The 16,329-nt window shown below is 72.5% G+C and carries 13 protein-coding genes; 5 read left to right on the top strand and 8 right to left on the bottom strand.

What is annotated here, in order from left to right:
* Positions 1 to 76: 76 nt before the first annotated feature.
* Positions 77 to 1,144 carry a glycosyltransferase family 2 protein gene (locus tag ME121_RS07520; protein ID WP_024828695.1) on the bottom strand — a complete coding sequence of 356 codons (1,068 nt, stop codon included), beginning with the start codon at positions 1,142 to 1,144 and terminating at the stop codon, positions 77 to 79.
* Between the two features lie 302 nt (positions 1,145 to 1,446).
* Between ME121_RS07520 and ME121_RS07515 the strand changes: the two genes are divergently transcribed.
* Genes ME121_RS07515 through ME121_RS07505 form a run of 3 tightly spaced genes read left to right on the top strand, consistent with a single transcriptional unit; the run spans position 1,447 to position 5,288 of the window.
* Positions 1,447 to 2,343, top strand: coding sequence for an ABC transporter permease (locus tag ME121_RS07515; RefSeq protein ID WP_024828696.1), 897 nt, complete (start codon positions 1,447 to 1,449; stop codon positions 2,341 to 2,343).
* Positions 2,343 to 3,578, top strand: coding sequence for an ABC transporter ATP-binding protein (locus ME121_RS07510; protein ID WP_029361107.1), 1,236 nt, complete (start codon positions 2,343 to 2,345; stop codon positions 3,576 to 3,578). Before ME121_RS07515 ends, ME121_RS07510 begins: the two co-directional genes overlap by 1 nt.
* A gap of 15 nt (positions 3,579 to 3,593) precedes the next feature.
* Positions 3,594 to 5,288, top strand: coding sequence for a glycosyltransferase (locus ME121_RS07505; RefSeq protein ID WP_012321538.1), 1,695 nt, complete (start codon positions 3,594 to 3,596; stop codon positions 5,286 to 5,288).
* 298 nt (positions 5,289 to 5,586) lie between these two features.
* On the opposite strand, the gene ME121_RS07500 is transcribed toward ME121_RS07505, so the two are convergent.
* Genes ME121_RS07500 through ME121_RS07470 form a run of 7 tightly spaced genes read right to left on the bottom strand, consistent with a single transcriptional unit; the run spans position 5,587 to position 12,199 of the window.
* Positions 5,587 to 6,555 carry a glycosyltransferase family 2 protein gene (locus ME121_RS07500; protein ID WP_029361106.1) on the bottom strand — a complete coding sequence of 323 codons (969 nt, stop codon included), beginning with the start codon at positions 6,553 to 6,555 and terminating at the stop codon, positions 5,587 to 5,589.
* The gene (locus ME121_RS07495) at positions 6,552 to 7,352 is read right to left on the bottom strand and encodes a polysaccharide deacetylase family protein (RefSeq protein WP_012321536.1); all 801 of its coding nucleotides are present in this window, start codon (positions 7,350 to 7,352) and stop codon (positions 6,552 to 6,554) included. Before ME121_RS07495 ends, ME121_RS07500 begins: the two co-directional genes overlap by 4 nt.
* Positions 7,349 to 8,485, bottom strand: a complete 1,137-nt coding sequence (locus ME121_RS07490; RefSeq protein ID WP_012321535.1) for a DegT/DnrJ/EryC1/StrS family aminotransferase — start codon at positions 8,483 to 8,485, stop codon at positions 7,349 to 7,351. Before ME121_RS07490 ends, ME121_RS07495 begins: the two co-directional genes overlap by 4 nt.
* Positions 8,482 to 9,513, bottom strand: coding sequence for an NAD-dependent epimerase/dehydratase family protein (locus ME121_RS07485; RefSeq protein ID WP_024828698.1), 1,032 nt, complete (start codon positions 9,511 to 9,513; stop codon positions 8,482 to 8,484). The genes ME121_RS07490 and ME121_RS07485 overlap by 4 nt, the downstream gene beginning before the upstream one ends.
* Positions 9,497 to 10,612: a DegT/DnrJ/EryC1/StrS family aminotransferase gene (locus ME121_RS07480; protein ID WP_029361105.1), complete on the bottom strand. Its 1,116-nt coding sequence runs from the start codon at positions 10,610 to 10,612 to the stop codon at positions 9,497 to 9,499. The genes ME121_RS07485 and ME121_RS07480 overlap by 17 nt, the downstream gene beginning before the upstream one ends.
* Positions 10,609 to 11,637: a Gfo/Idh/MocA family protein gene (locus ME121_RS07475; protein ID WP_012321532.1), complete on the bottom strand. Its 1,029-nt coding sequence runs from the start codon at positions 11,635 to 11,637 to the stop codon at positions 10,609 to 10,611. Before ME121_RS07475 ends, ME121_RS07480 begins: the two co-directional genes overlap by 4 nt.
* Before the next feature lie 13 nt (positions 11,638 to 11,650).
* Positions 11,651 to 12,199, bottom strand: a complete 549-nt coding sequence (locus ME121_RS07470) for an acyltransferase (protein ID WP_012321531.1) — start codon at positions 12,197 to 12,199, stop codon at positions 11,651 to 11,653.
* Between the two features lie 347 nt (positions 12,200 to 12,546).
* Here ME121_RS07470 and ME121_RS07465 point away from each other — a divergent pair, with 347 nt between their 5' ends.
* Together ME121_RS07465 and ME121_RS07460 are read left to right on the top strand one after the other, a co-directional pair.
* Positions 12,547 to 13,836 carry a polysaccharide biosynthesis/export family protein gene (locus tag ME121_RS07465; RefSeq protein WP_059408604.1) on the top strand — a complete coding sequence of 430 codons (1,290 nt, stop codon included), beginning with the start codon at positions 12,547 to 12,549 and terminating at the stop codon, positions 13,834 to 13,836.
* Positions 13,837 to 13,932: 96 nt separating this feature from the next.
* Positions 13,933 to 16,290, top strand: coding sequence for a GumC family protein (locus ME121_RS07460; RefSeq protein WP_059408603.1), 2,358 nt, complete (start codon positions 13,933 to 13,935; stop codon positions 16,288 to 16,290).
* Positions 16,291 to 16,329 lie beyond the last annotated feature (39 nt).

Raw genomic sequence — 16,329 nt, 5'->3', positions numbered from 1 at the left:
GAGAGCGTCGGGCTTCTGACACGCCTCGTCCGCGCCCCGAACAGGCCGGGCGCGCGGACGACGGGGCCTCAGCCGGTCAATTGACGCGCGCCGCGTCGGATCCCGGCGGCAGGCCGAGCAGGCGGCGCTTCCGGCGCAGGGCGGCCCGGAACAGCGTCCGCCGGTAGCCCGGGTAGGACAGGAACCCCGCCGCCCAGGACAGGTGCATGGTCACGGCCGCCGGGCCGCTCATCACCAGGACGGGCTCCCGCGCCTTCAGCGCCAGGGCGAGGCCGCTCAGGGCGCAGCCTCCGGCATAGAGCAGCAGGGGAAGCAGCAGGGCGGGCATCAGGGCCGCCAGCGGCAGGGCCGCGACGGCGTAGAGCAGGACCAGGGCCGGCAGGATCTGGCGCGGGCGCGGCAGGCTGGCGTGCTTCTCGAGGGTCCGCGCGCAGCCGCGCCCGTAGTGGAGGTACTGCCGGGCGAGGCTGCCCAGGCAGGCGCGCGGGAAGTACGTGATGGCGAGCTCGGCGGCGAGGTAGATCCGCCCGCCCGCGGCGCAGAGCCGCCGGTCGAGTTCGGCATCCTCGTTGTGGGTGAAGGTCTCGTCGTAGCCGCCCACCCGCAGGAACTCGCGCCGGTCGAAGACCGCGTGATGGCCGTGGGCGACGTAGCCCGAGATCCCACCCTGCCGGTGGGCCGAGCCGCCGTTGCCGAGGCGGCTGTTCTGCGCGGCCGCGATCGCCCGCTGCAGCGGTGTGACCCCGACGGTCCGGAGCGGCACGACCACCGAGACGGCCTCGCGCAGGCGTATCGTGCCGACGAGATTCTGCACGAACCCCTCCGGATAGACGGCGTGGCAATCGGCGCGGACGAGGTAGGTGGAGGCGGGATGCGCCAGCCGCGCGGCGAGATTGATCGCCGCCGCCTGGATGCGGCGCTCGTTGTGGACGAGCCGGATGCGCGGGTCCCGGACGCTCAGGGCGGCGACGATCGCGCAGGTGTCGTCGCGACTGCCGCCGTCCAGCACCAGCAGCTCGCAGGCGATCGCGTCCCGGTCGGGCAGCACCGACGCGATGGCGTCGGCGATGTGCGCGGCCTCGTTCAGGGCCGGCATGGCGATCGTCACGAGCGGAGCGCCGGCGGCGCTCACGGGGTCCTGCATGGCGGTTCTCCCGAAACCTGGCCCCGGTCGCCGGCCGATCAGAGCCGGTCGTCCCGGACGGGGACCGGCGCCGCGCGCGGCGCCCCCCGAGGTCTCATTTGACGTGATTGGCTACGATTACGGTCGTTGATCACAACCACCACTTCAGTCGGCCGGACCGATACGACGAAAGGTGTAATTCGGACCGCCGCACCGCGATGATAGCCCGTTCCGGCGGGACGACCGGGCGGCACAACTTCCGATTCGCACCGAGTCCCCCGAGCTCGACCACGGGCTCAGAGCGTCATGCGGGACCGCCTCGAATGATGAAATCTCTGGATGCGCTTGCCCTCGGCACGTCGGAGCGCGGGCCGGCCGAACAGCGGACCGACCCGTCGACGCTGCGGGTGACCGAGATCGCGCCCGACGACCGGATCGTCGCCTTCGACGCGGTCGGCCTCTGGCAGTATCGCGACCTGCTGCGCGTCCTGATCCTGCGGGACCTGAAGGTGCTCTACCGGCAGACCGCCATGGGCGCCTCCTGGGCGATTGCGCAGCCGCTCTTCACCGTGCTGATCTTCACGGTGATCTTCGGGCACTTCGCCAAGATCCCCACCGACGGCGCCCCCTACGCACTCTTCGCCGGCAGCGCGGTCGTCCTGTGGACGTACTTCTCCGAGGCGGTGCGGCGCAGCGCCAACGGCCTCGTGGCGGAGGCCGAGCTCATCCGCAAGATCTACTTCCCGCGGCTGGTCATCCCGCTGGCGACGGTGGTGTCGCCGATGGTCGATTTCGCCATCGCCCTCGGCGTGCTGCTGGCCCTGATGGCCTGGTACGGGGCGGTGCCGGACTGGCACCTCCTCCTGGCCGTCCCGACCCTGATCGTCACGGCGATGCTCGCCCTCGGGGTGAGCCTCTGGCTCGGGCCCGTCAACGTCCGCTTCCGGGACATCAAGCACACGCTGCCGTTCCTGATCCAGATCTGGATGTACGCCTCGCCGATCGTCTACGCGTCGAGCATCGTGCCCGCCTCGGTGCGCTGGATCTACGCGCTCAACCCGATGGTCGGCCTGATCGAGGCGTTCCGCTTCGCCATCCTGGGCGGCACGCCGCCCGACGTTTTCGCGGTCGCCGTCTCGGTCACGGCCGCGCTCGCCCTGCTCGTCAGCGGACTGATCTTCTTCCAGCGCATGGAGCGCTCCTTCGCGGATGTAATCTGATGTCGATGGCAATCAGCGTACAGGATATCGGCAAGCAGTACTGGCGCGCCCCGCGCGCCGCGCACCAGAACTCGCTGCGCGACGCGCTGAGCGAGGGCGTCCGCGGCCTGGTGACCCGCCGCTCCGCCGCCCGCCCATCGCAGGAGAGCTTCTGGGCGCTGAAGGACGTCAGCTTCGGCATCCGGCACGGCGAGAATGTCGGCATCATCGGCCTCAACGGCGCCGGCAAGAGCACGCTCCTCAAGCTCCTGTCGCGGATCGCCGCGCCGACCACCGGCCGGATCCGCCTCGAGGGCCGGGTCGGGGCCCTGCTCGAGGTCGGCACCGGCTTCCACCGGGAGCTGACCGGCCGCGAGAACATCTTCCTCTACGGCTCGATCCTCGGGATGGACCGCCGGGAGATCGCCGCGAAGTTCGACGCGATCGTCGCGTTCTCGGAGATCGGCGACTTCATCGACATGCCGGTGAAGCGCTACTCCAGCGGCATGTATGTCCGGCTGGCCTTCTCGGTCGCCGCGCATCTCGAGCCCGACATCCTGCTCCTCGACGAGGTGCTGGCGGTGGGCGACTACACCTTCCAGCGCAAGTGCATGGACTTCGCCCGACGGCTCCAGGGCAAGGGTTCGACGATCCTGCTGGTCTCGCACAACATGTTCAGCATCAAGACCATGTGCGAGCGGGTGATCTACATCAAGGGCGGCCGCGTCGCCTATGACGGCCCCACCGACGAGGGCCTGACCCACTACGAGCGGGACAGCTACCTCGCCGACACCGCGTGGTTCCGCCCCGACGCCGGCGACCTGCCGGTCCGGATCAGCGACGTGACGATCGCCGACGAATCCGGCGCGCCGCGGACGCTGTTCCGCCACGGCGAGCGGATGCGGATCCGGGCCCGCTACAGCGCCGCGGAGCCGGTCGCCGACCCGCACGTCCTGTTCTCGATCACCCGGTCGGACGAGCTGCTCTGCTGCAATTTCAGCACGCAGGCGGACGGCGCCGGCCTGACCGCCCTCTCGGGCGAGGGCGAGGTGGAGCTGCTGACGCCGCCGCTGACCCTGACCGCCGACACCTACACGGTCTCGGTGGTGGTCCGGCAGCGCGGCTTCGAGCGGCTCCTCGCGGCCAAGATCGGCGGCCGCTTCCACATCGAGCACCCCGTCTTCGCGCCGGACGTCTTCGGCGTGTTCCACGAGGCGGGGACCTGGACAACGTACGGCGCCGCGTCGCAGCGCTGAGGCCCGGAGGGCGTGATGGTCAAAGGCGCGTCGGAACTCTGCCGTGACGGCGATGGGGGAACCGCGGGCGGGACGGCGTCCCGCGCCGGGCGGATCCGGTCGAACTTCGCCGCCTTCGATGCCCGGGTGCGGCACGCGGAGCGCCTCGCGGCAGCCGGCGACCGGGCCGGCGCGGCCGTCGAGACCGCCATCGCGGCGACCCTGGCGGCGCACCGGCACTGCGGCGTGTTCGCGAGCCCGCGCCTCGAACGGTTGATGACCGGGATCGGCCGAACCCTCGACGGCGGCGGCGACGCCCGGCACGGCGCGGGCGCCGACGGGGCCCCGTACCGGCGCGTCCTCCACGTCTGCACGCAGCTCGCCCCGGTGGGCGGCCTCACCAAGATGCTCGCGCTCTGGATCGGCGCCGACCGCGACCGGGTCAACGGCGTCGCCCTGACCCAGCACCGCGGCCCGGTCGACGCGCGGATCACCGCCGCGGTGCGCGAGAGCGGCGGCGGGATCCACCACCTGAACCACCACAAGGGCGACAAGCTCGCCTGGGCGCGGGAGCTGCGCCAGATCGCGCGCGGCTACGACGTCGTCGTCCTGCACATCCACTGCGAGGACGTGGTCCCGCTGATCGCCTTCGCGGATCCGGCGAAGAGCCCGCCGGTCCTGCTCCTCAACCACGCCGACCACCTGTTCTGGATCGGGACGCGGATCAGCCACGCGGTGATCAACCTGCGCGAGGCCGCGCGCCGGCTGGCCGTCACGCGGCGCGGCGTCGATCCGGCCCGCAGCCTCCTGCTGCCGACCCTGATCACCCTGCCCGAGCGCCAGCGCACCCGCAGCGCGGCCAAGCGGGCCCTCGGTGTCCCGGAGGACAGCGTCCTCCTGGTCTCGGTGGCCCGGGGGGCGAAGTACCGCAACGTCGGGGCGGTCACCTACGCGGACCGCCACGTCGACCTCCTCGCGGCGCATCCGCAGGCCCGGCTCATCGTGGTCGGCCCCGGCGAGCGGGCCGACTGGGAACGGGCCCGGGCCGCCACCGGCGGGCGCATCACGGCCCATGCCGAGCTGCCGGACCCGCGGGTCTTCTTCGAGGCGGCCGACATCTACGTCGATTCCTACCCGTTCGTGTCGTCGACCTCGATGCTGGAGGCCGCCGCCTACGGGCTGCCGCTGGTCACGCGCTTCGAGGCCCCCGCGGCGGCGGAGATCGTGGCGATCAACCATCCGGGGCTCGACGTCACGGCCCGGGTCGCCCACGACCAGGCCGCCTACGAGGCCCACCTCACGGCGCTGATCACCGACGCCGCCGCGCGGGACGCCGCGGGCGCCGAGAGCGCCGCCGCGGTCGCCGGCCTCTACGCGCCGGCCGCCTGGCTGGCGGGACTCGACGCGATCTACGCGCAGGCGCGGGCCCTGCCCCGGCTGCCCCCGGAGACCGACGCGGCCGGCCCGGCCGAGACGCCCCATCTCGGCGAGCCGGACCTGCGCCACCAGGACATGTTCGGCTCGGACTTCCCCGTGTCGGAGATGACCAAGAACTACATCGGCATGCTGCCGCTGCGCCAGCGCGTCGCCTCCTGGCTCGTCCTGCGCCGCGCGGGCGACTTCTCCGGCCTCTGGGAACCGGTGCGGCTGCTCCTCCCGGAATGGCTGGTCCGCAACGTGAAGGACCGGTTCGGCCCGATGCGGGTCCGGGCGCAGGTCCCCAGCACCTGAGGCCGCCACCGGGGCCCGGGCGGCCGCAAGTCGGTCATGCGGGGACGGGGCGCGTCGCGACCGGCGACGCGGTCCCCTCGGCCTCGCGCGGCGCCGGAGGCCGGAGCGGTCGTCTCCGGGCCCTCACGGGCGTCCGCCGCGACGGCCCGCGCTTCGCCGGGAGCGGCGGTCGAGCCTCGCAGGACGGCGCGGCCTCCCGGGCGGCGGCGCGCGCCAGGTACGACAGGGACACAGCGAGCGCGCTCCGGCGGCCGGGCCCCGGGGAGGCCCGCGCCGCGGAGCGACAGTCCCGTCCGGCTCAGCGCGTCTTCGGGTCGGCGGTCAGCGGCCGGGCTGCCGGCCCGGCGGCCAGCGCCAGCAGGGCCGCGCGCACGCGCGTCGGCCGGAAGGCCTGCCGGATCGCCCGGTGCGGCATCAGGCGGAAAGCCGTGAGGAAGGCCCCCGCGGCCGCGCGGCGGTCGCCGCGGGCCATGTGGGCCTCGGTGGCGTCCAGCAGGGCGTCGTAGTAACCCTGCACGGTCCCGAAATAGAGCCGCAGGGCCGCGATCCGCGAGACGCCGAGCGCCGGCGCGTGGCGTCGGAAGACCACGCGGGTGAAGTGGATCCGGCGGGCGATCAGGCGGTCGAAGGTCCCCGCCGGCCGCTGCCGGAAATGGACGGAGGGCGCCGCGACGAAGCCCACCCCGTGGCCGCGGACCGCGCGCAGCTGCCAGTCCCAGTCCTGATCGCCGAGCAGGGCCTCGTCGAACAGGCCGATCGCGTCCACGACGGTCCGGCGCACCACGGTCGCCCCGATCTGCGGGAAGTAGCCGCTCAGCATGCGGCGCAGCAGCGCGCCCTTGTCGGACGGAAGTTCCGGCGGCCAGGGGCCGTAGGTCGGCACGAGGTCGTGGTCGGCGGTGACGATCTGCCCGAACACGACCCCGAGCTCCGGATCGGCCTCGAACAGGCGCAGATGCTCCCGGATATGCGCCGGCTGCCAGACGTCGTCGTCGTCGAGGAACGCCACGTAGGGCGCGCTCGCCCGGGTCAGGCCGGCGTTGCGGGCCGCGCCGGCGCCGGGCCGGTCGACCGGGACGTGGATCGCGCCGAACGCGGCGGCGACCTCGGCGGCCGGCCCCGGCTCGCCGTTGTCGCCGACGATGATCTCGAAGGCGAGGTCGGGGCCTTCCAGGGCGCGGATGCTCGCCAGGGCCTCGCGCAGGAAGGCGGGCCGGTTGCAGGTGGGCACCACGACGGAGACGCGGCGCTGCGCGGGTCGGTTCATACCCACTCCTCCCAGGCGTCGTAGGCGCCCCGGAGCAGGGCACCGAAGACGAGATCGTTGTCGAACTGCGTGACGAAGCTGCGCGCCACGGTTCCGGCGGGACGGGTCTCCACCGCCTGCGCGTAGACGATCCGGTAGCCCGCCTCCCGGGCCGCGTGGGCGGCCGCCCGCGTCCAGTTCGCCGACTGCCCCAGGGGGATCGCGAAGGAGTCGGGCAGGACGCCAAGGCGGGCCCCGATGGCGCGCCGGGATTCCTCCAGCTCCTCGGCCGCCTCTTCCGCGCTGAGGCGCCCGAAATCCGGGTGGGTCACGGAATGGCTGCCGATCTCGACCCCGTTCGCCGCGAGCGCCTCGATGGCGCGCCAGCCCAGGATTCCGGGCGGCGCGCTCTCGGGCCGGTCGAGCCAGCCCGACACGACGAACAGGGTCCAGGGGATCCCGAGATCGCTGAGGACCGGCGCCGCCCCGCTGAGGACGCTGCGCCAGCCGTCGTCGAAGGTGATGGCGAGGTCCCGCGCGCCGCCGCGCCCGTCGGCGATCGTGGCCGCCGGCACGAAGCGGTAGCCGAGCCCGAGCGCGCGCTCGAGCTGGTGGCGGAAGCGCGCGGGAGAGACGTCGTTGACGCCGCATTCCGACTGGCCCACCGAGTGGTAGCAGAGGATGCGGCCGCCCGGCGCCGGCCGCCGGATCCGGGCGAGGGCGAGCGTCGTGCGCTCGCAGGCCATCCGGGCGGCGGCGACGCGCGGGCGCGTCAGGCCGACCGTCCGGGCGAGGCTCTTGACCGGTGCGGGGATCATCGCAGGGCGTCGCGCAGGGCGTCGACGACCTGATCCTGCTCCGCCTCCGTCATCGCCGCGTAGAGCGGCAGCAGGATCGCGTGGTCGCGCGCCCGCTCGGATTCGGGCAGCGCGAACCGCCGCGGCGCCTCCGCGTAGGGCGGCTCCAGATGCGCGCACATGATGCCCCGGCGGGTGGCGATGCCCCGGTCGAGCATCGCCTGCATGACCGCCTGCTGGTCCGCGTCGTCCGGGAGGCGGACGCAGTAGCTCTGCCAGTTGCTGCGCAGCCCCATCGGCTCGGGCGGCGGCGTCACCCCGGGAAGGTCGGCCAGCCGCGCGCGGTAGCCGTCGGCGAGGGCGCGGCGCCGGGCGATCAGGTCGGGCAGCCGCTTCAGCTGCTCCCGGCCGATGGCCGCCTGCACGTCCGTCATCCGGTAGTTGAAACCCGCGATGGCGTACTCCTCGACCACCACCCGGGCGCTGCCGTGGCGGGCGATGTCGGAGACGCTCATCCCGTGCTGGCGCAGCAGCCGGAAGGTCCGGTCCCACGCGGCGCTGGCGGTGGTGATCATGCCGCCGTCGCCGGTGGTCAGCACCTTGCGCGGGTGGAACGAGAAGCAGGCGATGTCGCCCGCCGGGCTGCCGATCGGCCGCCAGACGTCGCCCTGGAGCCGCTCGGAGCCGATGGCGCAGGCCGCGTCCTCGATCACCGGGATGCCGGACCGGCGCCCGATCGCGGCGATCGCCTCCAGGTCGCAGGGCATGCCCATCTGGTGGACGCAGACGATCGCCTTCGTCTTAGCGGTGATCGCCGCCGCGGCGGCGTCCGGAGCCATGTTGAAGGTGGCCGGGTCGATGTCGACGAAGATCGGCGTCGCACCGCACTGGGCGATGGCGTTGGCGGTGGCGATGAAGCTGTGGCTCACCGTCACCACCTCGTCGCCGGGGCCGACCCCGACGGCGAGGAGCGCGAGATGCAGCGCGGTCGTGCAGTTCGAGACCGCGCAGGCGTGGGGCGCGCCGACGGTCGCGGCGAACTCCGTCTCGAAGGCCGCGACCTGCGGCCCCTGGGTCAGCCATCCGGAGCGGACGACGGCGGCGGCGGCCTCGGCCTCGGGGTCGCCGACTTCGGGCTTGGCGATCGGGATCATGCCATCGCCCGCCGCAGATGCTCGGAGCGGGACTCGTCCTGCCACCAGGCGACGAGGTCGGCGAGGCCCTCGGCGGCCCCGATCTTCGCCTCGAAGCCGATCAGCTCCTTGGCGAGGCTCGTGTCGCAGAGACGCCGGGGCACCGGGTTCACGGCCCGCTCGGCCTCGTGGATCAGCGGCGTGCCGTCCCGGCCCATGATCCGGGTGAGGTGGCCGGCGAGGTCGACCAGCGAGGTCTCGACGCCGGTGCCGACGTTGAGCACCACGTCGGTGGCCGGCGAGATCGCCGACAGGATGTTGGCCCGGGCGATGTCGCGGACATGGACGAGGTCCATGGTCTGCAGGCCGTCGCCGAAGACGATCGGCGACTGGCCCTCGGCCAGGCGCTGCATCCAGCGGACCATGACCTCGGTGTAGCGGCCGGTCAGGTCCATCCGCGGGCCGTAGGCGTTGAAGTACCGGAGCGCGACGTAGTCGAGCCCGTGCATGTCGTTGAACGAGCGCAGCAGACCTTCGCCGAAGGACTTGGCGGCGCCGTACAGGGTCCGGTTGTCGTAGGGGTGGTGCTTCTCGGTCGTCGGGAAGACCTCCGCCATCCCGTAGACCGAGGCCGAGGAGGCCATCACCACCTTGGCGACGCCGGCCTCGACGCAGCTCTCCAGCAGGTTGAAGGTCGCGGCGGCCATCACCTCGAAGGCGTGGCGCGGCTCCGCGGCGCACTGCGTGATCCGCAGGGCCGCCTGGTGGAACACCACGTCGGTGCCCTTGATCAGCGTGTCCATCAGGGCGCGGTCGCGGATGTCGCCCTGGACGAGGCGGACGCGGCCGGAGCCGAGGGCGTCCCCGAGATTCTCGGGGCGGCCGCGGATCATGTTGTCGATGGCCACGATCTCGTCGCAGCCGGCCTCGACCAGCAGGTCGATGATGTGGGAGCCGATGAAGCCCGATCCGCCGGTGACCAGGATCCGGGTCCCGCGCAGGTCGCCGCTGAACCGGCTTCCCTTGGTGACCTCACGCAGCTTGGGCATCGGCGACCTCGCAGTAGCTGGTGACGGCCCGGCAGACGGTGTCGATCTGCGCGGACGTCATCTCGGGGAACATCGGGAGGGACAGAGTCCGGGCGGCCAGCCGCTCGGTGACCGGCAGCCGGCCGGCGCCGTCGTCGAGGTGGCTGTAGGCGGGCTGCCGGTGGACCGGGACGGGGTAGTGGATGCCGGTGGCGATGCCGGCCGCGTTGAGGTACTGGCGCAGCCCCTCGCGGTCCGCCGTCGACACGGCGTAGACGTGGAACACGTGGTCGAGCCCGGCGGGGGCCGGCAGCTCCAGGCCGAGGCCCGCGAGACGGGCGCCGTACTCCGCCGCCACCGCCTGGCGGGCGCGGGTCCAGGCCTCCAGGTGCGGGAGCTTGACCCCCAGCACCGCGCCCTGGACGCCGTCCATGCGCAGGTTGAAGCCGTGGCGGACGTGGTTGTACTTGCCCTGCTGACCCCAGTCGCGCAGGCAGCGGGCCGCCGCGGCGAGGTCGTCCCGGTCCGTGACGATGGCGCCGCCCTCGCCGTAGGCCCCGAGATTCTTGCCGGGATAGAAGCTGAAGCAGCCGATATCCCCGATCGTGCCGGCCTTGCGGCCGGCGCGCTCGGCGAGGTGCGCCTGGGCGGCGTCCTCGACGAGGGCGACCCCGTGGCGCCGGGCGATGGCGCCCAGGGCGTCGAGGTCGGCCATCCGGCCGTGGAGGTGCACCGGCAGGATCGCCTTGGTGCGGGGCGTGATCGCCGCCTCGACCAGGGCCGGGTCCATGGTCCAGTTGACCGGGTCGATGTCGACGAGGACCGGGGTGGCGCCGGCGTACAGCACCGCCGCCACCGTCGCCACGAAGGTCGACGAGACCGTGATCACCTCGTCGCCCGGACCGATGTCGAGGGCGAGGAGGGCGAGGTGCAGGGCCGCGGTGCCGCTGCTGACGGCGACCGCGTGGCGGGCGCCGCAGGCCTCGGCGAAGGCCGCCTCGAAGGCGCTGACCGCCGGGCCGAGGACGAAGTCGCCGCTGCGCAGGACGTTGAGAACCGCGGTCTCGACGTCGCCGCCGATCGCCGCGTACTGCGCCTTGAGGTCGAGGAAGGGGATCACGAGGCCCTCGCAAGTGGCATGAGGTCGATGGGGTGGCCGTTCTGGCGCAGGGAGCGCATGGCGGCCTCGAGCATCTCGACGACGCGCAGGCCGCTGTGGCCGTCGGTCATGGGCGCGGTGCCGTTCTCGATGGAGTCGGCGAAGTGCTCGATCTCGACGATCAGCGCCTCGCGGAAGGACAGGTGCGGCGACCACATGTCGCCGGTCCGGTAGGAGACCATCAGCTCGGTGATGTCGTCCGAGCCGCCGCCGACGGTGACGCCGCGGTCGTAGACCTTGACCTTCTCGATCGGGTCGAGGTCGTTGTAGACGATCATCTTCTTGCTGCCGCCGATCAGCGTCTGCCGCACCTTCACGGGCGCGAGCCAGTTGACGTTGATCTGCGCGACGACGCCGCGCGGGTAGAAGACGGTCAGGTGGGCCATGTTCTCGGGGCGACCGCTGAAATGGCCGGTGCCGCTCGCCGAGATCGCCACCGGGGCGAGGTCCAGGATGTGGTCGAGGATGGCGAGGTCGTGGACCGCCAGGTCCCAGATCACGTTCACGTCGCGCTGGAACAGGCCGAGATTCACACGGGTCGAGTCGTAGTAGAACACGTCGCCGATGGCGCCGGTCGTGACGAGCTCGTGGATCTTCTCGACCGCGCCCGTGTAGACGAAGGTGTGGTCGACCATCAGGGTCAGGTTGCGCTTGGCCGCCTCCTCGATCAGCAGCCGGGCCTCGAAGGCCGAGGGCGTGATCGGCTTCTCGATGAAGACGTGCTTGCCGGCCCGGAGCGCGTTGATGGCGATCTCGAAGTGCGAGCTCACGGGCGTCGCCACCATGACGGCGTCGATCGCGGGATCGGCCACGAGGTCGCGCCAGTCCTGATGGAGCTGGACGGCGGGGTAGCGCTTGCCGGCCCGGGCGAGTGCGGCGGGCGACTGGTCGGCGATGGCCACCAGCTGGCAGCGCTCGCTCTCCGAGGTGCACCGGGCGAGGTTCGGCCCCCAGTAGCCGTAGCCGACGATACCGATCGAGATCATGACTGCATTCCCCTCAAGCAACCTGCAGAGGCTCGGCCGGCTCGGGCCGCGGCGACTGGACGGAACGGGCGCGCGCGGCGCTCTCGGCGCGCTTGGTGCGCGTGTCGCCGACGACCCGCGCGGGGCATCCGGCGACGATGGCGAAGGCCGGGACGTCCCGGGTGACGACGGCACCGGCGCCGACCAGGGCGCCCTCGCCGATGGTGATCCCCGCCACGATGGTGGCGTTGGAGCCGATGGAGGCGCGGGCCTCGACCACGGTCTCGACGAGCTCCCACTCGCCGTCCCGCTTCAGGCTGCCGTCCGCGTTGGTGGCTTCCGGATACAGCTCGTTGGTGAAGACCACGCCGTGGCCGACGAACACCTCGGCCCCGATCGAGACGCCCGCGCAGATGAAGCTGTGCGAGGAGATCTTGCAGCGCGGGCCGATCCGGCTGCCGCGCTGGATCTCGACGAAGGGGCCGATGCGCGAACCGCTTTCGATTCGACATCCATAAATATTGACTAGATCCGGGTAGAAGATACCCACATCTGACCCAATATCCGCATCGGTAATCGGCATAACCGCCGCTCCTTCCGCACAACTTCTGTGCGTCAAAACTGCACAGAGCTGCGGACGGCCGGGAACCCAGGCTTTCGATGCGGTTCGTCCGTCGAAAGGCGAACGGCGCCCATCCGGGGCGGCCCCTCCCGGCCCCGGCGCGCCGTTCCGGACAGGGGGGCTACGCCGAAAGGCGAAGCCCCCGCCCCGGCATGGATGCGCGCGCCCGCCTTTTGGAGGGGTCCCGGCCGGCTCGGCCGTTACGCATCATGCCGTCTCAGCCCTCAGGAGCCCGTGAGGCCGGCGCGCGGTCCCGCCGCTCGACCGCCGCGCCCGGGCTCCGAGGGCGAGCCTCAAGGGGACGATGCGTGTCGAAGACGTCGACGAAGACCGCGGCCACCCGCGCCGCCACCCGCACCGGTCTCGCGGCGTGCCTGCTCGCCCTGTCGGCGCTGCCGGCGGCCGCGGAGTACCGCATCGGTCCCGGCGACACGATCGAGGTCACGGCCCTCAGCATCCCGACCTTCAAGCAGGAGGCGACGGTCTCCACGGACGGCACCGTCATGGTCCCGCTGCTCGGGGACGTGCCGGCCGCCGGGCTCACCGTCGCGGAGCTGCGCCAGAGCCTGCAGAAGGCGCTGCCCGCCAAGGCGGTGCGGCAGCGCAACTCCGAGGGCAAGGAATCGATCGCCGTGCTCGAGCCCGACGAGATCGGGGTGCGGATCTCGAAGTACCAGCCGGTCTACCTGAGCGGCGACGTGACCAAGCAGGGCGAGCACCCGTTCCACCCGGGCATGACCGTGCGGCAGGCCATCGCCCTGGCGGGCGGCTACAACCTCCTGCGGTTCAGGATGGAGAACCCCGTCGTCGAGACGGCGAACCTGCGCGCCGAGTACGACAGCACCTGGGCGAGCATCCAGCGGGAATCCGCCACGATCTGGCGCCTGAAGGCGATCGTCGCCGCGTCGCGGGGCGACAAGTCCCCGCCGCCGGCGGACGTCGCCCCGGGCAGCCGCGCGACCCCCGCGCAGAAGCTCGCCGAGCAGCAGCTCCGGGTGCAGATGACCGACATCGCCAAGGAGAAGGACCACCTGCAGCGGTCCCTCAACCGGACGCAGACGCAGTTCGCCAGCCTCAGCGAGCAGCAGGCCAAGGAGAAGGAGGGCGTCACCGCCGACGCCGAGGATTACGACACGGTGCGGGCGCTGTTCCAGCGCGGCGCGGTCGTCACGACGCGCCTGACCGACGCGCGGCGCGCCGTCCTGCTCTCCTCGACCCGCGCCCTGCAGACGACGGTCCAGCTCACCCAGCTCGAGCGCGACAAGAGCGAGGTCGGCCGCAAGCTCGAGCGGGTCGACGACGTGCAGGCCATGGACGCCCTGGAGAAGCTCCAGGTCGCGGAGAACAACCTCGCGACGTACCGGTCGCGCCTGAACAGCATCAACGACAAGCTGGTCTACACCGGCGCCCTCCGGGCGCAGCTCCTGTCCGGAAGCCGGGCGCAGGCGGCGATCGCCGTCTACCGGCAGAGCGGCCCGTCCAAGACGCAGATCGACGCCGCCGAGGACACGGCGCTCCTGCCGGGCGACGTCGTGGAGATCGCGCTCAAGCCGGATCCCGCCATGCGGGGCGTCGGCGACGGGGCCGGCCAGAACTGACCCACCACCCCGGCTCGACGCGCCCATCGGGCCGAGCCGGCGTCCCCTTGACGGAGAGCGCTCCGGGGCGGTGACCGCCGCGGCGAGGAGAGATCCATGAACCGACACTCGACCAGCGCGTCCTTCCTGCCGATCGGTGCGACCCGCCCCGGCGGGACCGGAGCCTGGCGCGGCCAGCCCTTCTCGCCCGAGACGGAGTCCCAGGTCTCGATCCTGACCATCGCGCGGCAGAACTGGCGGTCGATCCTGGCCTTCGCCGCCGTCGGGCTGGTCTGCGCCGGGATCTACGTCGCGACCGCGCCGGCCATCTTCACGGCCCGGGCCCGCGTCTACATCGAGAGCCGCTCCAGCCCGGTCACGGCCCGCGACACGCCCAACGCCGGGACCCCGCTCGAGATCGCCGAGGTCGAGAGCCAGGTCGAGTACATCCGCTCGGAGAAGATCGCGCTCGCCGCCGTGCACAGGCTCGACGGGTCGGCCCTGCGGGATCTGGCGACGCCGACGCACCCGCTCGTCGCGAAGGTCCGGGAGTTCGTGAAGGCCGCCAAGGCGCAGGCCCTCCGGCTGATCGGCGCCGAGCGGCCGGTCCGCGAGCCCGCTCCCGTGAGCCCGGACCTGCGCCAGGCGCGGACGCTGCGCGAGAACGTGGAGGCCAGCCGCATCGGCGCCGCCTACGTCATCGAGGTCGGCTACAGCGCCGACAATCCCGCCACGGCGGCGGCCGTCGCGAACGCGGTGGCCGAGGCCTATGTCAGCACCGAGCTGGAGAACCGGGCCCAGGTCTGGAAGGTCGCCGGCGAGTGGATGCTGCCGCGCCTGAAGGAACTCCAGCAGCGCGCCAGCCAGGCCTCGCGCGAGGCCCAGACCTACAAGGCCGAGCACACCATCATCGACCTCGGCAAGCGCGGCCTCGTGGGCGAGCAGCAGGTCGAGGAGCTCAACACCGCCGTGGCCGCCGCCCGGTCCAAGACCGTCGACGCCCGCGCGGTGCGCGACCAGATCCGCGGGCTCCTCGATTCCGACATCGCCGATCCGGGGATCACCGAGGCCTTCAAGGACAGCGTGATCATCCAGCTGCGCCGGCAGTACGTCGACCTCGTGCAGCGCGCCGACGACCTGAAGCGCCGCCTCGGCCCCGACCACGAGGCGGTCCAGGCGATCCAGCGGGACATCCAGGCGGCCAAGCAGTCGCTGCGCACCGAGCTCGAGCGCCTCGCCGTGTCCCTCGACCACGATTACGAGGTCGCCAAGGCGCGCGAGGACAGCATGACGGCGGCCTTCGACGCCCTGATCTCGAAGACGCTGATCATGAGCAACGCCCGGGTCAAGGCGAAGGAACTCGACCGCACCGCCGAGACCTACGACCAGATCTACACGAACCTGCTCCAGCGCTACATCGACGCCGTCAACCAGCAATCCTACCCGCAGCCCTCCGCCCACGTGATCACGCCCGCGACCGTGCCGGAATCCCCGAGCGCGCCCCGCGGCAGCCTGATCATGCTGCTCGGTCTGCTGGTCGGCACCGGGTTCGGCGTCAGCGGCGCCTTCGCGCGGCACTGGTTCGACCGGACGATCCGCACGCCCCGGCAGCTGACCGGCCACGGCCTGACCTGCCTCGCCGCCCTCCCCGAGCTGCGGCGCGAGCCCGGCTTCCGGGCGGCCCTGGCGCTGGCGCAGGCCCACGCCAACGAGGCGCAGCGCCCGGCCAGCGTCGAGGCGTTCCGGGCGAGCGCCGTGCGGTTCATGCCGCAATCGGTGTTCGTCGAGCGCCTGCACAGCCTCAAGGCCCACGTCCTCGGCAGCGACCGCCGCGGCCCGGTCTTCGCGATCGGCGTCACCTCGGTGGGGGCCGGCGCGGGCAAGACCCTGTTCGCGAGCAATTTCGGCCAGCTCCTCGCCCGCGCCCGCTCGAGTTCCGGGCGGGTGCTGATGATCGACGCCGACGTGCGGCAGGCCACGCTCTCGCGGCTCAGCCAGGCCACCGAGCAGCGCGGCCTCCTCGACGTGCTCGCCGGCCGCTGCTGCGCCACCGAGGCGGTCCGGCCCCAGCCCGGCGAGGTCCGCCTGCTCGCCTGCGGCAACCGCCACCCGAACGATCCCCATTTCAGCGACCTGATGACGCCGGAGGGCGTCGCCGCCGTGGTCGGTGACGGACGCCCCGCCCTCGACCGCGTCGTCGTCGACCTGCCGCCGGTGGACGAGCTCCCCACCCTCCGGCCGCTGCTCGACGGACTCGACGGCCTGATCATCGTGGTGGAGGCGGGCCGGACCAGCATCGACGACGTCGCCGCCGCCGTGCACGACCTCGAGTCGGGCGGCAGCACCGTTCTGGGCATCGTGCTCAACAAGACCAACGACGGCCCGACGGTCCGGCGCGGCGGCCTGCGCAGCGCGCTGACCCGCTGGGCCGCGGCCCGGCGCAACGCCCGCGGCGCGACCCAGGCGGCCTCGTGACCGGCCCGCGCGCCGAAGGCCTCGACCCCGTGGCGGCCT

The sequence above is a fragment of the Methylobacterium sp. ME121 genome, from assembly GCF_000974725.1.
In the GTDB taxonomy this organism is placed as follows: Bacteria; Pseudomonadota; Alphaproteobacteria; order Rhizobiales; family Beijerinckiaceae; genus Methylobacterium; species Methylobacterium radiotolerans.
This window is presented reverse-complemented; position numbering and strand designations above follow the sequence as displayed.

Coding starts and splice junctions, on each gene's coding strand:
- ME121_RS07520 (WP_024828695.1), bottom strand. CDS start 1,144: ATGCAGGACCCCGTGAGCGCCGCCGGCGCTCCGCTCGTGACGATCGCC.
- ME121_RS07485 (WP_024828698.1), bottom strand. CDS start 9,513: ATGCCCAAGCTGCGTGAGGTCACCAAGGGAAGCCGGTTCAGCGGCGAC.
- ME121_RS07500 (WP_029361106.1), bottom strand. CDS start 6,555: ATGAACCGACCCGCGCAGCGCCGCGTCTCCGTCGTGGTGCCCACCTGC.
- ME121_RS07515 (WP_024828696.1), top strand. CDS start 1,447: ATGATGAAATCTCTGGATGCGCTTGCCCTCGGCACGTCGGAGCGCGGG.
- ME121_RS07470 (WP_012321531.1), bottom strand. CDS start 12,199: ATGCCGATTACCGATGCGGATATTGGGTCAGATGTGGGTATCTTCTAC.
- ME121_RS07510 (WP_029361107.1), top strand. CDS start 2,343: ATGTCGATGGCAATCAGCGTACAGGATATCGGCAAGCAGTACTGGCGC.
- ME121_RS07490 (WP_012321535.1), bottom strand. CDS start 8,485: ATGATCCCGATCGCCAAGCCCGAAGTCGGCGACCCCGAGGCCGAGGCC.
- ME121_RS07505 (WP_012321538.1), top strand. CDS start 3,594: ATGGTCAAAGGCGCGTCGGAACTCTGCCGTGACGGCGATGGGGGAACC.
- ME121_RS07475 (WP_012321532.1), bottom strand. CDS start 11,637: ATGATCTCGATCGGTATCGTCGGCTACGGCTACTGGGGGCCGAACCTC.
- ME121_RS07495 (WP_012321536.1), bottom strand. CDS start 7,352: ATGATCCCCGCACCGGTCAAGAGCCTCGCCCGGACGGTCGGCCTGACG.
- ME121_RS07460 (WP_059408603.1), top strand. CDS start 13,933: ATGAACCGACACTCGACCAGCGCGTCCTTCCTGCCGATCGGTGCGACC.